Source organism: Variovorax sp. GW821-FHT06D12 (assembly GCF_059419205.1).
In genome coordinates this window covers 493,962-518,075 of sequence record NZ_JBWKRI010000001.1, presented here as the reverse complement: position 1 = coordinate 518,075, position 24,114 = coordinate 493,962, and the positions used below count along the sequence as shown (strand labels likewise).

Sequence of the window (24,114 nt, the reverse complement as noted above, 5' to 3'; positions counted from 1 at the left end):
TCAGCGAACCTCGTCGGCGGTGGATTCGGGCTTGCGGCCGGTGTAGGCAGAGAAGACCCCGAGGCTCGCATGCCGGCGCACGTCGCTGAAGCCGGCGGCGCCCAGCGCCTGCATGACGCGCTCGGGCGGGATGCAGGCCTCGATCGTGTCCCAGTAATAGCGCCACAGCTCCGAGGTGTCGCTGCGGCGGCCGACCACGCGGGCGATCAGCGGCACCACGGCGCGCATGTAGCCCTTGAGCAGCGCGGTCGCGATGCGGCCTTTGGGCTTGGTGATCTCGAGCACCACCACGCGCCCGCCCGGGCGCAGCACGCGGTGGAATTCGGAAAAGGCGGCGGCCACGTCGCTGATGTGGCGCATGGCGTAGCCCATGCTCACGAAATCGCAGCTGGCGTCGGGCCGGGGCAGGGCCTCGGCGACGCCTTGAATCAGTTCGACGCCGGGCAGCCGGACCTGGCCCATCATGCCCACGCTGGGGTCGACGCCGGTGAGCTTGCCGGTGGATCCGATGAGCTTCAGGGCTTCGCGGGCGACGAGCCCGGTGCCGATGCCCACGTCGAGCACCTGCGCGCCCGCCGCGAGGCCGGCTTGCTTCAGCGCGTCGCGCCGGTACGCGGGGCCGGTGCCGAAGGCCAGCACGGCTTCGATGCGGTCGTAGTCCGCGGCCGTGCTGTCGAAGATGCGCCGCAGGAACGCCTGATGCTCCGCTTCGGTGTTGTAGTACAGCGGCAGCGGGGCGTGCGGCGGCAGGGCGTCGGGATTTCCCGTACCGGCAATGGGCGATGGCGTCATCGAACAATTATCACCAAAAGGTCCGGGCGGAAATCCCGGGCGCCGGGGGAGCGTTGTGTGCGCCGGACAGTAAACTCCACACTTGCTTTGAAAACACACGACAGCGAGAGAGATAGCCATGGCCGGACATAGCAAGTGGGCAAATATTCAGCACCGCAAGGGCCGCCAGGACGAGAAACGGGGCAAGCTCTGGACCCGCGCCATCCGTGAAATCACGGTGGCGGCACGCGCCGGCGGCGCAGACCTCAGCGCCAACCCCCGGCTGCGGCTGGCGGTCGAAAAGGCCAAGGCGGTCAACCTGCCCATCGACACCGTCAAGCGCAACATCGACAAGGCCACGGGCAACCTCGAAGGCGTCAATTACGAAGAAATTCGTTACGAAGGGTACGGCATCGGCGGCGCGGCGATCATCGTCGACACCATGACCGACAACCGCGTGCGCACCGTGGCCGAAGTGCGCCACGCCTTCTCCAAGCACGGCGGCAACATGGGCACCGAAGGCTCGGTGGCCTTCCAGTTCAAGCACTGCGGCCAGATCATCTTTGCGCCCGGCACCAGCGAGGACAAGGTCATGGAAGTGGCCCTCGAAGCCGGCGCCGAGGACGTGATCACCGACGACGACGGCGCCATCGAGGTGCTCACCGCCATCGGCGACTTCGAGGCCGTGAAAAACGCGCTCGAAGCCGCAGGCCTGAAGCCCGACGCCGCCGAAATCACGATGCGTGCCGAGAACACCGTGGACGTGACCGGCGAAGACGCCGCCAGGATGCAGAAGCTCCTCGACGTGCTCGAGGACTTGGACGACGTGCAGGACGTGTATCACAACGCCGCACTGTCCGACTGAACGAATGAATGATGGATCCACAGCGACAAACGAAAGCCCGCGAATGAAGGTACTGGTGATTGGAGGAGGGGGCCGCGAGCACGCACTGGCGTGGCGGCTGGCGCAGGGCAACCGGGTCAGCCGCGTCTACGTGGCGCCCGGCAACGGCGGCACCGTGAGCGACGAACGCTACGACTGCATCGACATCACCGAACCCGCCGCGCTGCGCGAGTGGGCGATGGCCGAGAAAATCGCGCTGACCGTGGTCGGCCCCGAGGGGCCACTGGCGGCCGGCGTGGTGGACGAGTTCCGCGCGCACGGCCTGCGCATCTTCGGCCCGACGCAGGCGGCTGCGCAGCTCGAAAGCTCCAAGGCCTTCTCGAAGGCCTTCATGAAGCGCCACAAGATCCCAACGGCCGAATACGAGGCCTTCACCGACGCCGCCGCGGCCCATGCGTACATCGACGCCAAGGGCGCGCCGATCGTCGTCAAGGCCGACGGCCTGGCCGCCGGCAAGGGCGTGGTGGTTGCCATGACCACGCAGGAAGCCCATGAGGCCGTCGACTTCATGCTGGTCGACAACAAGTTTGGCGTGTCGCACAACGAAGGCGGCGCGCGCGTCGTCATCGAAGAATTCTTGCAGGGCGAAGAAGCCAGCTTCATCGTGATGTGCGACGGCAAGAACGTTGCCGCGCTGGCCACCAGCCAGGACCACAAGCGCCTGCTCGATGGCGACGAAGGCCCGAACACCGGCGGCATGGGCGCGTACTCGCCCGCACCGGTCGTCACGGCCGAGGTGCATGCGCGTGCGATGCGCGAGATCATCCTGCCAACCATCCGCGGCATGGAAAAGGACGGCATTCCGTTCACCGGCTTCCTCTATGCCGGTCTCATGATCGACGCGGCCGGCCAGCCCAAGACGCTCGAATTCAACTGCCGCATGGGCGACCCCGAGACGCAGCCGATCATGATGCGCCTGAAGTCCGACCTGTTCGAGGTGTTCTGGCACGCCACCGACGGCACGCTCGACCAGGTCGAGCTGCAGTGGGACCGGCGCGTGGCGCTGGGCGTGGTGATGGCCGCGCACGGCTACCCGCTGTCGCCGCGCAAGGGCGACCGCATCAGCGGCATCCCGGCCGAGGCACCCGATGCCGTGGTGTTCCATGCGGGCACCACGCTCGAGAACGGTGAGCTCAAGACCAGCGGCGGCCGCGTGCTCTGCGTGACCGTGCTGGCCGACAGCGTCAAGCAGGCGCAGCAGCGCGCCTACGAGGTCGCGGCGCGCGTGCAGTTCGACGGTGCGCAGTACCGCAAGGACATCGGCTACCGCGCCGTCAACGCGCGCAACACGCCCCACGCCTGATGCCTGCCACCCAGCCGAAGGCGGTCGGCGACTACCTGCGCGGACTGCAGCAATCGATCATCTCGGCGGTCGAGGCGGCGGATGGCGGCAGTGCGGTGCGCGACGCTTGGCAGAAAGAGCCCGGCGAGCCGCTGCAGGGCAACGGCCTGACCTGCATCCTCGAAGGCGGCGCGCTGTTCGAGCGCGCCGGCGTCGGCTTCTCGCAGGTGCGCGGCGCCAAGCTGCCGCCCTCGGCCACGCAGAACCGCCCCGAACTCTCGGGCGCGCCGTTCGAGGCCATGGGCGTGTCGCTGGTGTTCCACCCGCGCAATCCTTACGTGCCGATCGTCCACATGAACGTGCGCATGCTGGCCGCGCAGCCCGCGGGCGGCGGCGATCCCGTGTGCTGGTTCGGTGGCGGCATGGACCTCACGCCGTGCTACGGCTTCGAAGAAGACGCGGTGCACTTTCACACCGTGTGCCGCGATGCGCTCGCTCCCTTCGGCGCCGACAAGTACCCGCGCTTCAAGACGTGGTGCGACGAGTATTTTTTCCTCAAGCACCGCAACGAGCAGCGCGGCATCGGTGGCATCTTCTTCGACGACTTCGCCGAGGGGGGCATCGAGAACGGCTTTGCGCTGATCCGCTCGGTCGGCGATGCCTTCCTGCAGGCCTACCTGCCAATCGTCGAGCGCCGCCGCGGCATGCCGTACGGCGAGCACGAGCGCGAATTCCAGCTGTACCGGCGCGGACGCTACGTCGAGTTCAACCTCGTGTGGGACCGCGGCACGCACTTCGGCCTGCAGTCGGGCGGACGCACCGAATCGATCCTGCTGTCGATGCCGCCGCTCGCGAGCTGGGCCTACCGGCAACAGCCCGAAGCGGGCAGCCCCGAAGCCGCGCTGTACAGCGACTTCATCGTGCGCCGGGACTGGGTGTGAGCCCCACCGGTTCCGCTTTGCGCATCGGCGTCTTCGGCGGGGCCTTCGACCCGCCGCACAACGCCCACGTCGCCTTGGCCGAAGCCGCATTGGCACAACTCGATCTGACGGAGTTGCACGTCATTCCCACGGGGCAGGCCTGGCACAAGAGCCGCACGCTCACGCCGAAGGAAGACCGCCTGGCGATGGCGCGGCTGGCCTTCGGCAACTTGCAAGGCAAGGTCGTCATCGACAGCCGCGAGGTGTTGCGCGACGGCCCGACCTACACGCTCGACACGCTGCATGAATTGCAGAAAGAGCAACCCGGCGCACAGCTCGTGCTGGTGATGGGCGCGGACCAGGCGGCGGCCTTGCCGACCTGGCACGGCTGGCAGGATATACTCGGTATTGCTATCGTTTCTGTAGCGTATCGCGCACTATCGACGGGTGACGTCACTCGTTTTGATCCGAAACAGCTGCCCGGCCTCCCGGCTGGCGCGCGTTTCGAGGCGCTTGAACTGCCTGCCGCCATGGACACCAGCGCCACCGATATCCGGCGGCGTGTGGCGTCGGGTGTGGACATTTCCTCGCTGGTTCCGCCCACGGTTGCACGCTATATTGACCAACACCACCTCTACCGCTCTGCCTGATGACCACTGAAGCCGCCGCCAAAAAAGACATCCAAAAACTCCAGCGAGCCATCATCGATGGTCTCGAAGACGTCAAGGCGCAGGACATCCAGGTATTCGACACGGAGCACCTCTCGCCGCTGTTCGAGCGCGTGATCGTGGCGTCGGGCACCTCCAACCGCCAGACCAAGGCGCTCGCGTCGAGCGTGCGCGACGCCGTGCGTGAAGCCGGCTTTGCCAAGCCGCGCACCGAGGGCGAGGAAAACGGCGAGTGGATCATCGTGGACTGCGGCGCGGCCGTGGCGCACATCATGCAGCCCGCCATCCGCCAGTACTACCACCTCGAAGAGATCTGGGGCGACAAGCCGGTGCGCGCCAAGCTCGGTGCCACCAAGCCCGCGCTGGCCACCGCCTCGTCCGTCGTCAAGGGCGCCGAAGAGAAGAAGACGGCCGCCGCCAAGACGCCGAGCCTGCGCCGTTCGAGCGCCGCCAAGACCGCGATCCGCGCGGCCGAGCAGGAAGCCAAGGCCGCCAAGGCCCCGGCGAAGAAGGCCGCATCGAAGACCGCGGGCAAGACCGCCGCCAAGAAGGCCCCTGCGAAGAAGTCCGCCACGGGCACCGCACGCGTGCCGGTGAAGGTGGTCGGCAAGCCGGCCGCCAAGAAGACCGCTGCGAAGAAGGCGCCGGCCAAGAAGGCGCCAGCCCGCCGCGCATGAAGCTGCTGGTGGTCGCCGTCGGGCAGCGCATGCCCGACTGGGCGCAGACTGCCTGGGACGACTACGCCAAGCGCTTCCCGCCCGAGCTCAAGCTCGAGCTGCGCGCCGTCAAGACCGAGCCGCGCGGCTCCAAGACACTCGAAACGCTGTATGCCGCCGAGCGCGAGCGCATCGAAGGCGCCATTGCCCGCGGCATGCGCATCGTCGTGCTCGACGAGCGCGGCACCGCGCTCACCACCAAGGCGCTGGCCACACGGCTGCAGACCTGGCAGGGCGAGGGCGACGACGTCGCGCTGGTCATCGGCGGCCCCGACGGGCTCGACCCGGCCTTCAAGGCCGCGGCGCACGAACGCATCCGCCTGTCCGACCTGACCCTGCCGCATGCCATGGCGCGCGTGCTGCTGGTCGAGCAGCTCTATCGGGCGTGGTCGGTCAACGCGGGCCATCCGTACCACCGGGAATGACCACGGGGCCGGCGGTGGGGCCCACCTCGGAGACCTGAACTTGCCTGACTTCATCTACCTCGCGTCGCAAAGCCCGCGCCGCGCCCAATTGCTCGGCCAGCTCGGCGTGCGTCACGAACTGCTGCTGGCCGGCGCCGACGAAGACGCCGAGGCGCTCGAGGTCTTGCTGCCGAACGAGTCGCCCACAGCGTACGTGCAGCGCGTGACCGCGCTCAAGCTCGATGCCGCCGTTGCGCGCCGCAAGCGCCTGGGCCTGGCCGATGCGCCCGTGCTCTGCGCCGACACCACGGTCGCGCTCGGCCGCACCATCCTCGGCAAGCCCGAGGACGCGCGCGATGCCGAGCGCATGCTGGCGCACCTGTCCGGCGCCACGCACCGTGTGCTCACGGCGGTCGCGCTGCAGAACGGCCGTCGCCGCCATGCGGCGCTGAGCGTGTCGCGCGTGCGCTTCGCCACGCTCACGAAGAAGCAGGTCGCGGCCTACGCCGCCAGCGGCGAGCCGTTCGGCAAGGCCGGCGCCTACGCCATCCAGGGCGCGGCGGCGGCGTTCGTGGAGCACATCAGCGGCTCCTATTCGGGCATCATGGGACTCCCCATGTTCGAGACCGCGCAGCTGCTTCGAGGCGTCGGTTTCAATACTTAAGACATCCATGCAAGACATCCTGATCAACTGGTCTCCGCAGGAGACCCGTGTGGCGCTGGTCGAGCACGGCGCGGTGCAAGAGCTGCACGTCGAGCGCACGCTCGAGCGCGGGCTGGTCGGCAACATCTACCTGGGCAAGGTCTCGCGCGTACTGCCGGGCATGCAGTCGGCCTTCATCGACATCGGCCTGGAGCGCACCGCCTTCCTGCACGTGGCCGACATCGTTTCGCCGTTCACGCCGGGCTCGCGCCCGAGCGCCGCGCCGCCCGAACGCGACCACCGCAACGGCGGGCCGATGGTGCCCATCGAGAAGCAGGTGTTCGAGGGCCAGTCGCTGCTGGTGCAGGTCATCAAGGACCCGATCGGCACCAAGGGCGCGCGGCTGTCCACGCAGATCAGCATCGCGGGCCGGCTGCTGGTGTTCCTGCCGCAGGACAACCACATCGGCGTGTCGCAGAAGATCCCGCCCGACCAGCGCGAGTCGCTGCGCAACCGCATGCTGGCGCTCATCGAAGCGGCCGCGGCCGCCGAGAGCGGCGGCGTGGTGCCGGTCAACACCGGCGGCTTCATCCTGCGCACCAACGGCGAAGACGCGGCCGATGCCGAACTGGCCGAAGACATCGCCTACCTGCGCAAGACCTGGACGCGCATCCGCGAGGCCTCGAGCCGGATGCCGGCCATGTCGCTGCTGCACCAGGACCTGAGCCTGCTGCAGCGCGTGCTGCGCGACATGACGAGCGAAGACACGCAGACCATCCGCATCGACTCGCGCGAGCAGTTCGAGGTGCTGCTGAAGTTCGGCCTCGAATTCATGCCGCAGGCGGCCGGCAAGCTGCAGCACTACAAGGGCGAGCGGCCGATCTTCGACCTGTACTCGGTGGACGAGGAAATCGCGAAGGCGCTGGGCCGGCGCGTCGACCTGAAGTCGGGCGGCTACCTCGTGGTCGACCAGACCGAGGCGCTGACCACCGTCGACGTGAACACCGGCGGCTTCGTCGGTGCGCGCAACTTCGACGACACCATCTTCAAGACCAACCTGGAGGCCGCGCAGGCCATTGCGCGGCAGCTGCGCCTGCGCAATCTGGGCGGGATCATCATCGTCGACTTCATCGACATGGCGCGCGACGACCACCGCGAGCAGGTGCTGGCCGAGTTCCGCAAGCAGCTCGCGCGCGACCGCGTGAAGACCACGGCCGGCGGTTTCTCGCAGCTCGGCCTGGTCGAGATGACGCGCAAGCGCACGCGCGAATCGCTGGCCCACATGCTGTGCGAGCCCTGCGTGGCCTGCGGCGGGCAGGGCATCGTGAAGACCGCGCGCAGCGTGGCCTACGACGTGATGCGCGAGATCCTGCGCGAGGCGCGGCAGTTCACGCCGCGCGAGTTCCGCATCGTCTCGTCGCCGCAGGTCATCGAGCTGTTCCTCGACGAGGAAAGCCAGCACCTCGCCGGGTTGAGCGACTTCATCGGCAAGCCGATCTCGCTGCAGTCGGAGCCGGCGATCGGGCAGGGGCAGTACGACATCGTGCTGCTCTGACGACAGGAGCGCGCGGCCCGTTGCAACGACGGGTCAGCGCTTCGATTCCTGGCCTTGGCGCATCCAGACGCTGGCCAGCGCGGCGGCCACCAGCATCCCGGCAATCAGCAGCAGCCCGTTCTTCGTGCTGCCCGTGCTCTGCTCGATCCAGCCCATCACCGACGGCCCGATGAAGCCGCCCACGAGGCCGCAGGTGTTGACCAGCGCGAGTCCACCTGCCAGCGCCACGCCGGCCAGCCGTGACGACGCGAACAGGAAGATCACGGACTGCACCACGAAGAACATCGAGCCCGTGAGGCAGAAGCCGGCCAGCGCGACGGCCGGGCTCGCGAAGGCTGCGATCAGCAAGCCCACCGCCATCGAGACCAGCCCGACCAGCAGCAGGCGCCGGCCGCGCTGCGGTGTGACCGCGAGCCGGGGCAGCGCAATGGCGCCGACGGCGGCGGCCACCCAGGGCAGCGAGTTGAGCGCGCCGATCTCCAGCGGCGAGAGCTTGCCGTAGGTGCCGATGATGCTCGGCAGGAAGAAGATCACCGTGTAGATGCTGATCTGGTGGCAGAAGTAGACAAAGATCGCCAGCCAGATCTGCCGGTCGACCAGGCAGGCGCGGAATGATTCGCCGACCTGGCCGTTGGCCACGTCCTCGGCGCGTTCGGCGGCGAGCTGGCGTTCGATGGCCTGCGCCTGCGGGCGCGTGAGCCAGCTGGCGCTGGAGGGGCCGTCAGGCAGCTTGCGCCAGACCACGAAGGCCAGCGCCACGGCGGGCAGGCCTTCGAGCACGAACATCCATTGCCAGCCGTGCCAGCCCCACAGGCCGTCCATCTGCAGCAGCGCGCCGCCGACCGGGCCGCTGAGGATGTTCGCGATGCACACGCCGAGCAGGAAGTAGCCCGTGGCGCGTGCGCGGTCCTTGCTGCCGAACCAGTAGTTCAGGTACAGCATCACGCCCGGGAACAGGCCGGCTTCCGCCGCGCCGAGCAGGATGCGCATCACGTAGAACGAGGTCTCGCCCGTGACGAAGGCCATGCCGGCCGACAGCAGGCCCCAGGTGATCATGATGCGGGCGATCCACCAGCGGGCGCCCACGCGGTGCATCACCAGATTGCTGGGCACTTCGAGCAGCGCGTAGCTCAGGAAGAACAGCCCGGCGCCCAGCCCGTAGGCGGCTGCCGAGATGCCGATGTCCACGGCCATGTGGCTCTTGGCCAGCGCGATGTTGGTGCGGTCGATGAAGCTGATCACATAGGCCAGCACCAGCAGCGGCATGAGCTTGCGGAAGATCAGCGCATTGAGCGAGGCCTGCTCGTCGACGGCCTGGCGGGCGCGCAGGCCCGGCGGCGTGGCGGGGATGGATGGGTGTTGCATGGGATGTCTCTCTCCTGTCCTGTCGTGTTCTGGCGGAAGGTCGTCGGCGGGCGCCGGCGGGCGTGCAGATGCGGCCCGGTCATGGGCCGGGCCGAGTCGGGTCAGTGGTTCTGGCGCAGGGCTAGAAGTCGACGTTCGCCGCGCCCTTGAGGCCCAGGATCTCGCGGGCTTCGGCGGGTGTCGCGATGTCGATGTTCAGGGCCTCCAGCACGGCGCGGATGCGCAGCACCTGTTCGGCGCTCGACGCGGCGAGCCGGCCCGGGCCGATCCACAGCGAGTCTTCGAGCCCGACGCGCACATGCGCGCCCATGGCCGCGCCGATGGTGGCCAGCGGCAGCTGGTTGCGGCCGGTGCCGAGGATCGACCACTCGAAGCGGTCGCCGAACAGCCGCACGGCGGTGCGGCGCATGTGCATCAGGTCTTCGGGATCGGCGCCGATACCGCCCAGGATGCCGAAGACCGTCTGCACGAAGACCGGGACCTGCACCAGCCCGCGGTCCAGGAAGTGCCGCAGGTTGTTGAGGTGGCTCACGTCGTAGCACTCGAACTCGAAGCGCGTGCCGTTGGCGTTGCCGAGCTTGAGGATGTTCTCGATGTCGGCGAAGGTGTTCTTGAAGATCAGGTTGCGGCTGTTCTCCAGGTGCTCGCGCTCCCATTCATGCGCGAAGGACTTGAAGCGCTCCAGCATCGGAAAGAGGCCGAAGTTCATCGAGCCCATGTTGAGCGAGGCGAGCTCGGGCTTGAAGGTGGTGGCCGGGCGCATGCGCTCCTCGACGCTCATGTGCGGGCTGCCGCCGGTGGTGATGTTGATCACCGCATCGGTTGCGGCCTTGATCTTCGAGAGGAAGGGGCGGAACAGGTCCGGGTCCTGCGACGGGCGGCCGTCCTTCGGGTCGCGCGCATGCAGGTGCAGGATCGCGGCGCCTGCGCGGGCGGCTTCGATCGAAGCTTGCGCAATCTCGTCGGCCGTCACGGGAAGGTGCGGCGACATGCTGGGCGTGTGGATGGCGCCCGTGGGGGCGCAGGTGATGATGGCTTTGGGGCGTTGGGCCATGAGGTGTCCGGAAAGAAGAAGTGGGAAAGAAAGGGAGCGCGAGCGGATGGATCAGCTCAGTGCTTGCGTGTGGCCGTCCACCACGAGCTCCTGGCCCGTGACGCTGGCGGCCAGGTCGCTGGCGGCGAACAGCACCATGTTCGCGATGTCCGTGGCCGTGACCATGCGGCCCAGCGCGGCCTGCGCGGTGTAGGCGCGCGTCACTTCGTCGAGCGGCTTGCCCAGCGCCTCGGCCTTGGCGGCGATCACGGCGCGGATGCGCGGACCGTCGACCGCGCCCGGCAGGATCGCGTTGACGCGGATGCCGTCGGCCCCGAGCTCGAGTGCCAGCGTTTTCGTGAAGCCGATGACGGCCCACTTCGAGGCGGAGTAGGGCGAGCGCCCCGGCATGCCCAGGTGCCCGGCGGCCGAGGACAGGTTGATGATGGCGGGCAGGCGGCCCTTGCGCAGCCGCGGCACGGCCAGACGCACGCAGAGGAACTGGCCGGTGACGTTGACGGCCATCGTGCGTTCCCAGTCGGCGAGCGAGACGGCCTCGACCGGGCCGGTGGGGCCGGCCACGCCGGCGTTGTTCACCAGCACGTCGAGGCCGCCGAGTTCGCGGTCGACGGCCTCGAAGAGGCGGGCCACGTCGTCCTCGTTGGACACGTCGGCGACGCAGCGACCCACCTCGGGCAGTTCACGCGCGAGCTGGTCGAGGCTGGCAGCCTGCACATCGCAGACGAAGACCTTGGCGCCCGCCGCCGCGAAGCTGCGCACGATGTCCAGGCCGATGCCGTTGGCACCGGCGGTGACGAGCACGCGCCGGCCGGCGAGGGAGTTGTTGTTCCACATGCTGAAGAGATCCTTGAGGTCGATTTCGGAATGACGGGGATCGTATATCTGTGATCACAGATAATTCATAGGGAATACCCCGGCCATATACTTCGACGCATGAGCCTCACCGATCTCGTCACCCCCCTGAAGCGCCAGACGCTCAGCGCCAACGTCTACGACCAGTTGCGCGACCTCGTGATGAGCGGGCAGATGATGCCGGGCGAGCAGATTTCATTGCGCAGCGCGGCCGAGGCGCTGGGCGTGAGCGTGATGCCGGTGCGCGAGGCGATGCAGCGCCTGGTGGCCGAGCAGGCGCTCGAACTCACGCCCAGCCGCACCTTGCGCGTGCCCCGGATGACGGCGGCGCAGTTCAAGGAAATCACCACCATCCGTACCAACCTCGAAGGGTTGGCCACGGAGCTGGCGGCCTCGGCGTCGGGCGCGGTGGCGCTGCGCGACATCACGCGCTGGCACGACGAGTTCGCGGCCGAGATGAATGCGGCGAGCCCGGACGGCTCGAAGCTCGTCACCTTCAACAAGGAGTTCCACTTCGCGGTCTACGCCGCGGCCGACATGCCGGTGTTGTTGCAGATGATCGAGGCGCTGTGGCTGCGCATCGGCCCCATCCTCAACTACGACCTGCGGGCCGGCTCGCGCCGCGTCGGGGACAAGGTGGCGATGTCGCACCATGCGGCGCTGCTGGCCGCGCTGAAGCGCCGCGATGGCGCCAAGGCCCGGGCCGCGCTGCAGGGCGACATCGAAAGCGCCGCGGAATTCATCCTGTCGACGGGCGTGCTGGTGTCCGATGGCACGCTGCCGCCGCAGAACGCTGCGCCGGCGGCGAAGAAAGCGCGCGGCGCGCGCTGAGGGTCAGAGCGTCGGGTCCTGCCCCGGCGCCGCGCTGCGCACCGCCAGCGTCTGCAGCCGCGCATAGAGCCCGTCGCTCGCCATGAGCTGCTCGTGGCTGCCTTGCTCGGCGATGCGGCCTTGCTCCATCACGATGATGCGGTCGGCATGCTGGATGGTCGACAGGCGGTGCGCCACGATCAGCGTGGTGCGGCCCTGCATCAGGCGCTGCAAGGCGTCCTGCACCAGCCGTTCCGATTCGGTGTCGAGCGCCGACGTGGCTTCGTCGAGCAGCAGCACGGGCGCGTTCTTGTAGAGCGCGCGGGCAATCGCCAGCCGCTGGCGCTGGCCGCCCGAGAGCTGCGTGGCGTTGTGGCCCAGCACGGTGTCGATGCCCTGCGGCAGCGTCTCGACGTGCGTGCTCAGGTTGGCCGCCTCGAGGCAGGACTGCACGCGCGCGATGTCGATGTCGCCGCCCAGCGCCACGTTGGCGGCGAGTGTGTCGTTGAGCATCACCACGTCCTGGCTCACCATCGCGAACTGGGCGCGCAGGCTCTTGAGCTGCCACTCGCTGGTGTCGTGGCCGTCGAGCAGCACCTGGCCGCCGCTGGGCTGCACGAAGCGCGGCAGCAGGTTGACCAGCGTGGTCTTGCCCGAGCCCGAGGGGCCGACGAAGGCCACTACCTGGCCGGGCTCGATGACGAGGTTCACGCCGTCGAGCGCGCGCTGTTCGTCGTCGCCGCGGTAGCTGACCTGCACGTTGCGTAGCTCGATGTGGCCTTGCGCGTGCGCGATGCTGAAGGTGCCCTGCGATTCCGGCGCCACCTCGTCGATGAGGATCAAGCCGCGCTCCAGCGCTGCAAGGCCGCGCGTGATCGGCCCGGCCACTTCGGCCAGGCGGCGGATCGGTGCGATCAGCATCAGCATGGCCGTGATGTAGGCGACGAAGCCGCCCACCGTGAAGCCCTGCTTGCCGCTTTGCCACAGCGCGATCATCACCACCACCGACAGCGCCAGCGAAGCCATCATCTGCGTCAGCGGCGTGGTGGCGGCCTGGGCGATGGTCGATTTCACGGCCAGGCGATTCAGGCGCTGGCTCAATTGTTCGAAGCGGCGCTCCTGCGCCTGCTCCGCGCCGTGCAGCCGCACGACGCGGTGGGCCAGCACGTTTTCCTCGACCACGTAGGCCAGCTCGTCGGTGGCCTGCTGGCCTTGCTGCGTGAGCTTGTACAGGCGCTTGGAGAACACCTTCATGATCCAGGAGATGCTGGGCACCAGGAAGGCGACGATGAGCGTGAGCTTCCAGTTCAGGTAGACCAGGTAGCCCAGCAGCGCGATCAGCGTGAAGCCGTCGCGCGAGAGCCCGAGCAGCGCCTGCACCAACAGCATGGCGCCGGTCTGCACCTCGTACACCACCGTGTTCGACAGCGCGCTGGCCGACTGCCGCGCGAACAGCGCCAGCTCGGCGCCGAGCAGTCGCTCGAACAGCACGCGACGCAGCTTCTGCATGCCTTCGTTGGCGATGCGCGAGAGCGCGTACTGCGAAATGAACTGCGCGATGCCGCGCACCGCGAACAGCAGCAGCACGGCGGCCGGAATGAACCACAGCGGCATCTCGCCGCGCGTGAAGCCCCGGTCGAGCAGCGGCTTGAGCAGGGCGGCCATGAGCGGCTCGGTGAGCGCGGCCAGCAGGGCGCCGATCAGCCCCACGGCCCACCATTGGCGCGAACTGCCGAACCAGGTCATGAGTCGCGCCAGCCGGCGCATGAGGGGAGGGCGGGCGCTCTCGCTGCCGGGGGATGCTTGCATATGGCGGCGGATTTTACGGGGCCGCTCCGGCCGCCTTTCGAGAGGCCTGTAGGACCATTTCGCCGGATAAACGTTTTGTGACGGCGGGTTCAACCCAGTGTGTAACATGTGGCCCGTGAAACGCCGGGGAGAAACTTTTTACCCGGAAACCTCTCCGAACCGCATGAACAAGCCGTTGCCAGATCTTTCCCCAACTCCTTCTTCATCGTTGATTGCACGCCGCAGCCTCATCGCGGCCCTTGCTGCCTCTCCCATGCTTCCCGCCATGGCCCAGTTCCGGGTCGAGGTGTCGGGCGTGGGGCTGACGCAGTTGCCGATCGCGCTCGTGCCTTTCCGGGGGCAGGACGCCTCGCCCCAGAAGATCTCCGACATCGTCCAGGCCGACCTCGAACGCAGCGGCCAGTTCCGTGGCGTCGATGCCTCGGGCCAGGCGCTCGACGAATCCTCGCGCCCCGACCTCGCCCTGTGGCGCCAGCGCACCGCCGATTCGCTCGTGGTGGGCAGCGTGAGCCGGTTGGGCGACGGCCGCTACGACGTGCGCTTTCGCCTGTGGGACGTCGTGAAAGACCGCGACCTCGGCGGCCAGAGCTACACCGTGCCGCAGGGCGACCTGCGCCTGGCAGCGCACCGCATCGCCGACTACGTGTACGAGAAGCTGACCGGCGAGAAGGGCATCTTCTCGACCCGCATCGCCTACGTCACCAAGGGTGGCAGCCGCTACTCGCTGTGGGTGGCCGATGCCGACGGCGAGAACGCGCAGGCTGCGCTTGCCAGTCCCGAGCCGATCATCTCGCCCTGCTGGTCGTCCAACGGCCAGCAGCTGGCGTATGTGTCCTTCGAGTCGCGCAAGCCCGTGGTCTACGTGCACAACGTGGCCAGCGGCCAGCGCCGTCTGCTCGCCAACTTCAAGGGCTCCAACAGCGCCCCGGCCTGGGCACCCGACGGCGGGTCACTGGCCGTCACGCTCAGCCGCGACGGCGGCTCGCAGCTGTACACCATCCCGGCCAGCGGCGGCGAACCGCGCCGCCTCACCCAGAGCTCGAGCATCGACACCGAGCCGGTGTACTCGGCCGACGGCAGCACGATCTACTTCGTGAGTGACCGTGGCGGCGCGCCCCAGATCTACAAGATGAGCGCCAGCGGCGGCAATCCGACACGGGTCACCTTCAGCGGCACCTACAACATTTCTCCATCTGTCAGCGGCGATGGCCGGTGGTTGGCCTACATCTCGCGGGTCGGCGGTGCGTTCAAACTCCACGTGATGGAGTTGGCCAGCGGCAATGTCGCCGCGATCACCGACACCACGGCCGACGAGAGCCCGAGCTTCGCACCCAACAGCAAGCTGATCGTCTATGCCACGCACCTGCAGGGCCGCGAGGCGCTCATGACGACCACGCTGGACGGAAAGATCAAGGCCCGCCTCGCGGGTCAGGCGGGAGACATCCGTGAACCGGACTGGGGTCCGTTTCAAAAGCAATAAGCATTGACCAGATAAATTTACTTGAGGAGTTCGCAAATGTTGAAACGTACGATCTATTCGCTCGCCATCGTGGCGCTCATCGCCGGTTGCTCGTCGGGCACCAAGCTCAACGAAACGCCGGTCACCGACCGCAGCGGCACGGCCGGCGGCCAGCAAGGCGGCGCAACCGCCGTGGCCCCGGTGACCATCGACCCGAACGCCAACACGGCGCAAGGTCCGGTCGGCGTGGCACGCATCGTGTACTTCGACTACGACAGCTACACGGTCAAGCCCGAGTTCCAGTCGGTGATCGACGGCCACGCGCGCTTCCTCAAGGGCGCCACGCAACGTCGCATCTCGATCGAAGGCCACACCGACGAGCGCGGCGGCCGCGAGTACAACCTGGCCCTCGGCCAGAAGCGTTCCGAAGCCGTGCGCCGTGCGCTCACGCTGCTGGGCGTGAACGACAGCCAGATCGAAGCCGTGAGCTTCGGCAAGGAAAAGCCCGCAGCCCAAGGCTCGGGCGAAGAAGTGTGGGCGCAGAACCGCCGCGCTGAAATCCGCTACACCCGGTGATGCAACCACGAGCCCTGTGGCGAGGCGCGGCCCTCGCCGCCGCCTTGTTCTGCGCGTCGGCCGGCTCGCAGGCGGCGCTGTTCGAGGACGACGAGGCGCGCCGCGCCATCCTCGACCTGCGCCAGCGCGTCGAAGCCATGCGCCAGCAGACCGACCAGCGCCTGGCCGACGAAAACGGCCAGCTGCGTCGCAGCCTGCTCGACCTGCAAAGCCAGATCGAGCAGATGCGCGGCGAACTGGCACGCATGACCGGCCAGAACGAGCAGCTCACGCGCACGCTGAGCGAAATGCAGTCGCGCCAGACCACCATCGACGACAAGCTCAAGCAGAACGAGCCTTCCAAGGTCTCGATCGACGGCCGCGAGTTCAACGCCGATCCGAAGGAAAAGGCCGACTTCGAAGCCGCCCTGGGCGTCTTCCGCTCGGGCCAGTTCGCGCAGGCCCAGACCGCCTTCGCCGAGTTCGTGAAGCGCTACCCGCAAAGCGGCTACAACGCGTCCGCGCTGTTCTGGCTCGGCAATGCGCAGTACGCCACGCGCAACTACAACGAAGCCATCGCCAATTTCCGCTCGATGCTCTCGCTCGCGCCCGACCACGCCAAGGCGCCCGAAGCCGTGCTGTCGATTGCGAATTGCCAGATCGAACTGAAGGACACGCGCGCCGCACGCCGCACGCTGGAAGACCTGACCAAGGCCTACCCGCAGTCGGAAGCCGCACAGGCCGGCCGCGAGCGTCTGTCGCGCCTGCGTTGATGCAATGACCGTTTCGGCGGAGTGTTCCGCTTGAGAGTGCTTCGATGATGCCTTCGGCTGAAGAAGCCTCTTCCCTCCCCATGGCCGCCGCGGATGTCCTCACCGACACCGCGGCGCCTGACTTTGCGCGCCGCTTCGGCGGCCTCGAGCGCCTGTACGGCGTGGCCGGTGCCGCGCGCATCCGCCACGCGCATGTGCTGGTCGTCGGCATCGGTGGCGTGGGCTCGTGGGCGGTCGAGGCGTTGGCACGCAGCGGAGTGGGGCGCCTGACGCTCATCGACCTCGACCACGTGTCGGAGTCGAACATCAACCGCCAGATCCACGCGCTCGACTCGACCGTTGGGCAGGCCAAGGTCGAGGCCATGCGCGAGCGCATCGCGCAGATCAACCCCGACTGCCAAGTGCTCGCCATCGACGAGTTCGTCGAACCCGACAACTGGGCCTCGCTGCTCGAGACCGCGCAGGCCGCCCACGGGCCGGTGCACGCGGTGATCGATGCCTGCGACCAGGTGAAGGCCAAGCTCGCCATGGCCGCCTGGGCGCGCACCGTGTCGCGCAGCACCGCGTTCATCACGGTCGGCGCGGCGGGCGGCAAGCGGCAGGCGCACAAGGTCGACATCGACGACCTGTCGCTCGTCACCCACGACCCGTTGCTGGCCCAGCTTCGCCAGCGGCTGCGCAAGCTGCACGGCGCGCCGCGCGAAGGCCGAAAGATCGGCCTGGCCTGCGTGTTCAGCCGCGAGAGCGTGGCACCGCCCGACGCGTCCTGCCAGATCGATGCGGGCGACGGTTCGCTCAACTGCCACGGCTACGGATCGGTGGTCAGCGTGACCGCCACCTTCGGACAATGTGCGGCAGGGTGGGTGCTCGACGAAATTGCGAGAAACACCACGCTATAATCCAAGGCTTTGCTGGATTCAACGTCGGCAAGAAGCAAGAAAAATGGTTCCGGGACGTTAGCTCAGTTGGTAGAGCAGCGGACTTTTAATCCGTTGGTCACTGGTTCGAATCCAGTACGTCCTACCAGAACCCCCCAATCAATCCTCATGTGCTGCAAGCACCTGAGGATTTTTTTATGGGCGGCGCGCGCCCCCACGCACGATCACCCCTGGGGGCCGTGGTTGATCATGTCCCGGTGAATCAGCCAGCGGCCTTCCACCTTGCGCCACAGCACGAGGTAGCGTCCGCTGTCTGCCGTGACCTTCGTGCCCTCCGGCGTCGCCGCCTGGAGCTCATACGCGCCGACCTCCGAGGCCTCGTGCTCGTTCCCCTCGACATCGAGCGAGACGAAGCTCGCGGCCACGATGCCCTGGGCGAAGACGCCTTCGAAGAAGCGCGAAATCTCTTCATGGCCCTTGAAGGTGGGCGCGTCCTCGGGCAGGAGTTGCGCATCCTGCGTGTAGAGCGCCAGGGCGTCGGGAAGGCGCCGGCTGGCGATGGCGCGGGCCAGCGCGTCCTCTTGCTGCTGGATCTGTTGAATCAAGGTCATGGTGTTTCCGTGGTTGAAGAAGCGGGAGTGAAGACGTGTTCGTGGACGACGTGGCCGTCGACCAGCGTCAGGAGGCTGTGGGTCGCCGGAATCTCCGACGGCGCGATCGAGAACAGGTCCTGGGACAGCACGGCCAGATCGGCGCAGGCGCCGGGCACCAGGCGGCCCTTGTGCTCACCCAGCCCTTCGGCCACCGCGCCGCCGTGCGTGTAGGCCCTCAGGGCGTCTTCCATGCTGGCAGCCTCGTCGGGCCTGGCCGGATGCACCACGGCGGCATACAGGCCGAGGAAGGGGTTCAGCGGCCCGTCGGAGCCCAGGGCCACCGGAATGCCGGCGCCGAATAGCGAGCGGAAAGCCGCAAAGGGCGTGTCGGCACCGAAGCGCGCTGAATACAGATCGCCGAACAGGAAGTGCGAAGGGTTCTGCACCACCGTCACGCCCAGAGCTTTCGTGCGGTCGATCTGCGCGGGCGTGATGCCGTCGGCATGCTCGATGCGCAGGCCGGGGTCGCGCCAGTCCACATCGGGGCCGAAGGACTCCGCGCATGCGAGCACCGTCTCCAGCGTCTGCGCGCCGATCGCGTGCAGCAGCAGCGGTTCGCGCGCGGCGATGCTTTCGCGCAGCATCTCGCGCACGTCGGATGCCGCAAAGTTCTCGCGCCCCTGGGTCGTCGGATCGTCGCCGTAGGCACGGCCGATGGCCGAGGCCCGTTCGACGGGCGTGCCGTCGAGAATCCATTTGGTGCCGTCCACGCGGATGCGCGGAGCGACCTGGCGCGGCAGCTCCCGGCCTTCGCTCACCAGGCGCCCCTGCGGCCCCGACGGCGGAAAGCGGATCACCCGCACCTTGATCGGCAGGTCGGCGGCCTTCAGCATCTCGACGTAACGGGCCGCGGGCGTCCACGACATGTTCTGCAAGGTGGTGATGCCCCAGCGCACGCAATCGGCCGCCAGCGCGCGAAGGCTGTCCACGCCCTCGTCGCGCGTGGCCATGGACGCGAAGGTGCGCTGCGGCGCCCATTGCGCGTACTCGTTGATGCGCCCCGACAACCGCCGGGTGCCCGCCACGCGTTCGTAGGTGCCGCCCAGCGGATCGGGCTCGTCGTCCGAGATGCCCAGCCGTTGCAACGCGGCGCTGTTCACCACGTTGGTGTGGTTGGTCATGCCCAGCAGGATGACCGGGTGCCGGGGCGCCAGCGCGTCGAGCGCGTCGCGCGTCACCGAGCGGTCGATCGACAGCCCGATGCCCATCACCCCGTAGATCCAGGTGCCCGCCGGCGAGCCTGCGACAGCCTCCTCGATCATCGGTGCCACCTGCGCGAAGCCGGGGTCCACGACCGGATCGACCGGCAGCCGGATGCCCGCGGGGTCGGGCGTGTGGTGCATGTGCGCATCGTTGAAACCGGGAATCACCAGGCGCCCCTGCAGCTCGATGACTTCGGTGCGTTCGCCGATCCAGGCCTCGATCTCGGCGCGCGTGCCGGTGGCGACGATGCGGCCTTCGTCGATGGCGAGCGCCTCGCACCACGGATGCGTGCGGTCGGCCGTGAAGATGCGCCCGCCGGACAGCACGCGCTCGGCGCCCCCTGGCGCCTTGGAAGGGCCACCGCGCCTTCGAACGAGCGGTGCCGCACCGTCGCTGCCAGCGGCCGGCAAAGCCGCGCCCGAGAGGCCCAGCGGTTGCGCCTGCCAGGCAGCGGCCATGCACGTCCACAGCATCGGTCGGGTGAGCGGTGCGGGCTGTCGCCAGTCGGCATCGTGCGCTGCGCGGTGCACGTCGTGGAGCAGCTGAAGAAACGCCGCGCGCGGGATGCAGCAGGCGCAGCGGTAGTGCGCACTGTTCTTCTTCGCGGGCGAGGGCGCCGGCAGGGGTGGCATGGCCACCGGCGAGGTCACCGGCAGTGCGGCGTGCGGATGAAGGGCGGTCATGAAGCGGGCTCACTCTCACGGGATGACGGACGGCCAGCGTAGAGAGGCGGGGCGCCCGCGCACAGACAAACTGCTGTCAATTCCGGCCATCGACCACACGCGACGGCAGGCCGGGGCCTGCCCTTCTCGCGTTCCCGCGGGGCAGCACGTACGATCCGAAAGCACGCGCGGCCCCGCCCCTCCGATCGGCGCTGCGCTCCCTGGAGCACCTCGATGACACACCCCGCCGACAGCCACCTCGTGGTGATCCTCGCGTTCGACGAGGTGACGGCCTCCGACATCACCGGCACCGCCGATGTCTTCGCCATGGCGACGCGCTACTTTCTCGGCAGCGCCACGCCGGGCTACCGCATCGCGATCGCATCCATCGGTGGCCAGCCGATCCGCACGTCATCGGGCATCTGCATGGTCACCGAGCCCTTGTCGCAGATCGCCACTGAGCGCATCGGCACCCTGGTCGTGCCCGGCGGCGGGCCGCCCGCGGACCCGCCGATTCCCGCCGACCTGGTGGCGTGGCTGGCGCGCGAAGGCCGCCAGGTGCCCCGCATCTGCGGCATCTGCACCGGCACCTTCCTGCTGGCGGAAGCGGGCTTGCTCATGAACAAGCGGGTCACCACGCACTGGCAGGCTGCCCGGGTGATGGCCGAGCGCTATCCGCAGGGCCGCATCGAGGCCGACCACATCTATTCGCGCGATGGCGAGCTGTGGACGTCGGCGGGCTTCACCGCCGGGCTCGACCTTGCGCTGGCCGTGCTCGAGGAAGACCACGGCTACGAGATCGCGATGGAAGCCGCGCGCTCCTTCGTGACTTTTCTCAAGCGCCCGGGCCATCAGTCCCAGTTCTCGGCGGCGCTGTCGTCGCAGATCGCCGGCGACCGCGGCTTCAGCAAGCTGCACGCATGGCTCATGGAGCACCTGGCCGACGAGCTGAGCGTGGAAACGCTGGCCGACTGCGTGGGCATGGCGCCTCGCACCTTTGCGCGCCGCTACACCGAGCAGGTCGGCCGCACGCCGGCCAAGACGATCGAGGCCTTCCGCATCGAGGCCGCATTGCGCTCGCTCGCCGAGCCGGCGCTGAGCCTGAAGAAGATCGCGCGCGACTGCGGATTCGGAGACGAGCAGAACATGCGGCGCTCGTTCGTGCGCGTGCTGGGCGTCGGGCCGGACAGCTACCGGCACTCGGAAGCTGTCGGAACCGCCGCTGCGCTCAACTAGGGCCTGTTCACCCTATTTCTGGCGTCGCGTTGGCTGGCAAAGGGGCTGGCTGCAAGGCGCCCGTGCGCAGCAAGGCTGAAGCCTTGCAAGCGCGGGCAACGCCGCAGACGGCCCCTTTGCCAGCCAACCCGAAGGGAAGGTCTGCCACGGCGGGCCACTCGGCGTTGCGCTCCTTGCGTGTGCGCATGCACACGCGGCGTCACGCGCCTTGATTGGCCCGCCGTGGCAGACCTTCGCGACGCCAGAAGTAGGGTGAACAGGCCCTAGGCAAAGCCGCGCCGGCGAGCCGCCTGCGCCACGAGGTCGTTGGGCATTTCTCCTTGCAGGATGCCGCGTGCCGTCGCCAGCGTCTCCTGCGAAGCGATCTCGGGCCGGCCCGAACCGAAGGGCGGTTGGGGTGCGTATTCCATCAACAGCTCCGTCAGCGCGCCGTTGGGTGCACCAGCCCACTGGCCGATCATGTGCAGGCCGAAGTCCACGCCGGCCGTCATGCCGCCGCCCGTGGCGCGGTTGCGGTCGATGACGATGCGCTCGTTCACCGGCTGGGCGTCGAACAGTTCGAGGTAGTCGCGCGAGTACCAGTAGCAGGCCGCCTTGTAGCCCTTGAGCAACCCGGCCGCGCCCAGCAGCAGCGAGCCGTTGCAGACGCTGGTCACCCAGCCCGCCCGGGCGCCGATGTGCGCGACTGCGTCGAGGTAGGCGTCGTTGTCGAGTGCCTCGAATGCGGGCCTGCCGCCGCCCGGCACGAGCAGCACATCGGGGTCCTGCCAGCATGTCTTGAAGTCGTGCGTGGCCACGATGTCCGCGTGCGGTCCGCCGAAGTCCATGGGCAGTGCACCCGCCTGCGCGGCGGCAAACTGGAACTGCACGCCGGGAATCAACCCCCAGCAATTGGCCGGGCCGATCAGGTCGATGGCGGTGAAGCGGGGAAAGAGCAGGGCGAGGATGCGCATCGTTGGCCTTTGACGAAGAGGAGGGGGCCCGAAGGGACTGGCCAAAATCATGGCACGTGCACCCCGGGGCCGCGATGCCAACCCTGCGTCAAAAACAGCCAAGGCCCAGTGGGCGCGCGCTGCTCAGCGCGCGCGCTTTGGGCCGGGTATTGGCCTCAGGCCGGGGCGTGCCAGTCCTGCGCGCTGGCTTGCGGCGTGAGGTCCGCGAGGCCGGTGGAGCCCGTGGCGCCCTCATGGCACGGCTGGACCTCCAGCGGATCGCACGGGCTGCTGATCTGGCGCCCGTCGAACTTGATGCGGATGTGCGAATTGCTCGCGCCGGCGACGGTGCCGAGCCGGCCGCCGCAGATGACGCGGGCTCCTCTTTCGAAGCTGACGCCGTAGCGTTCGCGGATGTCCCTGAGGCTCATGTGATTCCCTTTGTTCCCTGTGCTGACAGTGAACGAATCGTCTCTTGGGCCCGCGTGGTACTGCGTAGGTCGCATTCCGTTACACCGTGTAGGAAAGAAGAGGGGTTGACGGAAGGCGGACGCCTTGGGGGCGCCAGCGCGCAGAAATGAAAAAGCCCTCGCGAGGAGGGCTTTTGTCGGAATGTGGTCGTGAACTCTTACGCGGTCCACGCTACGGCAAAGATTCGTTTGCGGAAGTCATTGTTGTTTTTCTCGTCGCTATGACTTCGACGCGCTGGTATGAGATTCAGCTTGCCTGGCCAGGCAAATGCCCGATCATTTCGGGCAACCGCGAATTATATACCAGAAAGAATCGACCCCATCAAAAGCCGCCGCCCGGCGCGCAGCGGTGCAGGCAAAAAAACAGCCCGCACGAGGGCGGGCTGGAAGGTGACTTGCTGGAGGAGGGAGGATCAGAGGTGCAAGCCACCGGGAGAAACCTCACTGTGCCCGGCGAATCTGTACGCAACCTGACCTCGCGAAAAGAGGCCCTTTGGGCCCTCAGTCTTCGTCTTCCCATTTGCCGATCACGGTGCCCAGCACGGTGAAGGGCACGCGCACGGCCTCGTGTGCGGGGTTCAGCGGCAGCAGCCAGCGGCGGCCCGCGTCTTCCTTGTAGACCTTGAAGGTGACTTCGCCACGGATGTCGTCGTCGAGCTTGGCGACGACGCGCTCGCCGTCGTCGGGCGTGGTGTGCTGCGGGTCGACGAAGACGATCGATCCGGCCGGGTAGCTCTTCAGGTGCCCGTGCGGCGAGGTCATGCTGTCGCCGCGCACGCGCAGTGCGTAGGTGCCGGCGCTGTGGTGCGCGATGCAGGGAATCCAGCGCTCGGCCAGCGTGGGCCGGGGCGGCGATTCGGCGCCGCGCCATTCGCCGGCCTGCTCCCACGAGATCAGCGGCACGGTGCCGGGCGTCTGGGGCGCGAAAGCCGGGCCGACGGGCGCGATGCGGGTGACGCGGTAGGGGCCGGGCGGCTCGTGGGCGTTGTCGCGTGCCAGGCGGATCTGCACCTCGTCCCACGGGGCGGGGCCGTCGCCGGTGTCGAGCCAGTTGGGGTCGGCGCGGTAGGCGCGTGCCAGGGCGAGCACGCTCATCGACCGGCTGGTGTCGCCACGCTCGATCTTCGAGATGCTCGACTGCTTGACGCCCGAAGCGGCCTCGGCCTGCTTCTGCGTCATCTTGGCGAATTTGCGTGCGGCCAGGGCACGTGAAGCAATAGTCTCCATGGGGTGGAGATTCAAGCGCAGATGAATATTCGTATTGGACTCTAAAATAGGAAAAAAAGGGAGGATCGATATGAAACCACGCGAATTGGTGCAGGCGCTGCGGGCGCTCGGATTGACGCAAAAGCAGATCCAGGAACGCACGGGCATTCCGCAGCCCACGGTCAGCAAGATCGGGCTGGGGCGGGTGAGCGACGTGATGTCGCGCCACTACGTCGCGCTGCTGGCGGCCTACGAGCAGCGCATGAAGGAAGAGGCGTTGCGGCCGGCCCCGCACTACGGGCCGCCGCCTGCCGGCGACTGAGCCGGCGACTGA

General features: G+C 68.0%; 25 protein-coding genes and 1 tRNA gene. 16 read left to right on the top strand and 10 right to left on the bottom strand.

The annotated features are described in order from the left end of the window. On the bottom strand, window positions 1-792 hold the full coding sequence (locus tag AC07SQ_RS02410) for a class I SAM-dependent methyltransferase (protein ID WP_495270823.1): 792 nt from the start codon (window positions 790-792) through the stop codon (window positions 1-3). Window positions 793-910: 118 nt separating this feature from the next. Here AC07SQ_RS02410 and AC07SQ_RS02405 point away from each other — a divergent pair, with 118 nt between their 5' ends. From AC07SQ_RS02405 to rng, 8 genes are read left to right on the top strand one after another with little or no spacing between them, the layout of a single operon-like run. Continuing rightward, a complete protein-coding gene (locus AC07SQ_RS02405; RefSeq protein ID WP_056580425.1) occupies window positions 911-1,636 on the top strand; it encodes a YebC/PmpR family DNA-binding transcriptional regulator in 726 nt (241 codons plus the stop codon). A gap of 43 nt (window positions 1,637-1,679) precedes the next feature. Beyond that, window positions 1,680-2,978, top strand: a complete 1,299-nt coding sequence (gene purD, locus AC07SQ_RS02400) for a phosphoribosylamine--glycine ligase (RefSeq protein ID WP_495270824.1) — start codon at window positions 1,680-1,682, stop codon at window positions 2,976-2,978. Further along, window positions 2,978-3,898, top strand: a complete 921-nt coding sequence (gene hemF, locus AC07SQ_RS02395) for an oxygen-dependent coproporphyrinogen oxidase (protein WP_307588508.1) — start codon at window positions 2,978-2,980, stop codon at window positions 3,896-3,898. The genes purD and hemF overlap by 1 nt, the downstream gene beginning before the upstream one ends. Continuing rightward, window positions 3,895-4,527: a nicotinate (nicotinamide) nucleotide adenylyltransferase gene (nadD, locus tag AC07SQ_RS02390; protein ID WP_095948654.1), complete on the top strand. Its 633-nt coding sequence runs from the start codon at window positions 3,895-3,897 to the stop codon at window positions 4,525-4,527. The genes hemF and nadD overlap by 4 nt, the downstream gene beginning before the upstream one ends. Then, entirely contained in the window at window positions 4,527-5,222 is a 696-nt protein-coding gene (gene rsfS, locus AC07SQ_RS02385; protein WP_062470113.1) for a ribosome silencing factor, read from the top strand. The genes nadD and rsfS overlap by 1 nt, the downstream gene beginning before the upstream one ends. Continuing rightward, on the top strand, window positions 5,219-5,686 hold the full coding sequence (rlmH, locus tag AC07SQ_RS02380; protein ID WP_159276828.1) for a 23S rRNA (pseudouridine(1915)-N(3))-methyltransferase RlmH: 468 nt from the start codon (window positions 5,219-5,221) through the stop codon (window positions 5,684-5,686). Before rsfS ends, rlmH begins: the two co-directional genes overlap by 4 nt. A gap of 40 nt (window positions 5,687-5,726) precedes the next feature. After that, a complete protein-coding gene (locus tag AC07SQ_RS02375; protein ID WP_495270825.1) occupies window positions 5,727-6,329 on the top strand; it encodes a Maf family protein in 603 nt (200 codons plus the stop codon). A gap of 7 nt (window positions 6,330-6,336) precedes the next feature. Next, window positions 6,337-7,863: a ribonuclease G gene (gene rng, locus AC07SQ_RS02370; protein ID WP_062470121.1), complete on the top strand. Its 1,527-nt coding sequence runs from the start codon at window positions 6,337-6,339 to the stop codon at window positions 7,861-7,863. Window positions 7,864-7,896: 33 nt separating this feature from the next. Here rng and AC07SQ_RS02365 read toward each other — a convergent pair whose 3' ends face one another. The 3 genes from AC07SQ_RS02365 to AC07SQ_RS02355 form a co-directional block, all read right to left on the bottom strand. Next, window positions 7,897-9,228 (bottom strand): MFS transporter, encoded by a 1,332-nt coding sequence (locus AC07SQ_RS02365; protein ID WP_495270826.1) that lies wholly within the window; start codon window positions 9,226-9,228, stop codon window positions 7,897-7,899. A 121-nt stretch (window positions 9,229-9,349) separates the two neighbouring features. After that, a complete protein-coding gene (kce, locus tag AC07SQ_RS02360; protein WP_495270827.1) occupies window positions 9,350-10,282 on the bottom strand; it encodes a 3,5-dioxohexanoate:acetyl-CoA acetone transferase in 933 nt (310 codons plus the stop codon). Window positions 10,283-10,333: 51 nt separating this feature from the next. After that, a complete protein-coding gene (locus AC07SQ_RS02355; protein WP_495270828.1) occupies window positions 10,334-11,116 on the bottom strand; it encodes an SDR family oxidoreductase in 783 nt (260 codons plus the stop codon). Between the two features lie 99 nt (window positions 11,117-11,215). On the opposite strand from AC07SQ_RS02355, the gene AC07SQ_RS02350 reads away from it, so the two are divergent. Further along, complete coding sequence (locus AC07SQ_RS02350; protein ID WP_495270829.1) at window positions 11,216-11,965, top strand: GntR family transcriptional regulator; 750 nt, start codon at window positions 11,216-11,218, stop codon at window positions 11,963-11,965. A 3-nt stretch (window positions 11,966-11,968) separates the two neighbouring features. On the opposite strand, the gene msbA is transcribed toward AC07SQ_RS02350, so the two are convergent. Then, entirely contained in the window at window positions 11,969-13,753 is a 1,785-nt protein-coding gene (gene msbA, locus AC07SQ_RS02345) for a lipid A export permease/ATP-binding protein MsbA (protein ID WP_307588499.1), read from the bottom strand. A gap of 163 nt (window positions 13,754-13,916) precedes the next feature. Between msbA and tolB the strand changes: the two genes are divergently transcribed. From tolB to AC07SQ_RS02320, 5 genes are all read left to right on the top strand, one after another. Further along, window positions 13,917-15,233, top strand: coding sequence for a Tol-Pal system beta propeller repeat protein TolB (gene tolB, locus AC07SQ_RS02340; RefSeq protein WP_095745431.1), 1,317 nt, complete (start codon window positions 13,917-13,919; stop codon window positions 15,231-15,233). Between the two features lie 36 nt (window positions 15,234-15,269). Further along, the gene (gene pal, locus AC07SQ_RS02335; protein ID WP_062470142.1) at window positions 15,270-15,788 is read left to right on the top strand and encodes a peptidoglycan-associated lipoprotein Pal; all 519 of its coding nucleotides are present in this window, start codon (window positions 15,270-15,272) and stop codon (window positions 15,786-15,788) included. Next, the gene (gene ybgF / locus AC07SQ_RS02330; protein ID WP_062470144.1) at window positions 15,788-16,540 is read left to right on the top strand and encodes a tol-pal system protein YbgF; all 753 of its coding nucleotides are present in this window, start codon (window positions 15,788-15,790) and stop codon (window positions 16,538-16,540) included. Before pal ends, ybgF begins: the two co-directional genes overlap by 1 nt. A gap of 80 nt (window positions 16,541-16,620) precedes the next feature. Further along, window positions 16,621-17,439, top strand: coding sequence for a tRNA threonylcarbamoyladenosine dehydratase (locus AC07SQ_RS02325; protein WP_235926844.1), 819 nt, complete (start codon window positions 16,621-16,623; stop codon window positions 17,437-17,439). 51 nt (window positions 17,440-17,490) lie between these two features. After that, a tRNA-Lys gene (locus AC07SQ_RS02320) sits at window positions 17,491-17,566 on the top strand. A gap of 76 nt (window positions 17,567-17,642) precedes the next feature. On the opposite strand, the gene AC07SQ_RS02315 is transcribed toward AC07SQ_RS02320, so the two are convergent. Both AC07SQ_RS02315 and AC07SQ_RS02310 read right to left on the bottom strand, forming a co-directional pair. Continuing rightward, a complete protein-coding gene (locus AC07SQ_RS02315; protein WP_495270830.1) occupies window positions 17,643-18,029 on the bottom strand; it encodes a YybH family protein in 387 nt (128 codons plus the stop codon). Further along, window positions 18,026-19,957, bottom strand: a complete 1,932-nt coding sequence (locus AC07SQ_RS02310; protein WP_495270831.1) for an amidohydrolase — start codon at window positions 19,955-19,957, stop codon at window positions 18,026-18,028. Before AC07SQ_RS02310 ends, AC07SQ_RS02315 begins: the two co-directional genes overlap by 4 nt. 213 nt (window positions 19,958-20,170) lie before the next feature. Here AC07SQ_RS02310 and AC07SQ_RS02305 point away from each other — a divergent pair, with 213 nt between their 5' ends. Beyond that, window positions 20,171-21,172, top strand: coding sequence for a GlxA family transcriptional regulator (locus AC07SQ_RS02305; RefSeq protein WP_495270832.1), 1,002 nt, complete (start codon window positions 20,171-20,173; stop codon window positions 21,170-21,172). Between the two features lie 263 nt (window positions 21,173-21,435). Here AC07SQ_RS02305 and AC07SQ_RS02300 read toward each other — a convergent pair whose 3' ends face one another. The 3 genes from AC07SQ_RS02300 to AC07SQ_RS02290 form a co-directional block, all read right to left on the bottom strand. After that, window positions 21,436-22,125: a DJ-1/PfpI family protein gene (locus AC07SQ_RS02300; protein WP_495270906.1), complete on the bottom strand. Its 690-nt coding sequence runs from the start codon at window positions 22,123-22,125 to the stop codon at window positions 21,436-21,438. Between the two features lie 155 nt (window positions 22,126-22,280). Continuing rightward, the gene (locus tag AC07SQ_RS02295; protein ID WP_487846870.1) at window positions 22,281-22,535 is read right to left on the bottom strand and encodes a hypothetical protein; all 255 of its coding nucleotides are present in this window, start codon (window positions 22,533-22,535) and stop codon (window positions 22,281-22,283) included. Window positions 22,536-23,075: 540 nt separating this feature from the next. After that, window positions 23,076-23,801 carry a helix-turn-helix domain-containing protein gene (locus AC07SQ_RS02290; RefSeq protein ID WP_083259139.1) on the bottom strand — a complete coding sequence of 242 codons (726 nt, stop codon included), beginning with the start codon at window positions 23,799-23,801 and terminating at the stop codon, window positions 23,076-23,078. Between the two features lie 70 nt (window positions 23,802-23,871). Here AC07SQ_RS02290 and AC07SQ_RS02285 point away from each other — a divergent pair, with 70 nt between their 5' ends. Next, entirely contained in the window at window positions 23,872-24,102 is a 231-nt protein-coding gene (locus AC07SQ_RS02285) for a helix-turn-helix domain-containing protein (protein WP_062470169.1), read from the top strand. Window positions 24,103-24,114 lie beyond the last annotated feature (12 nt).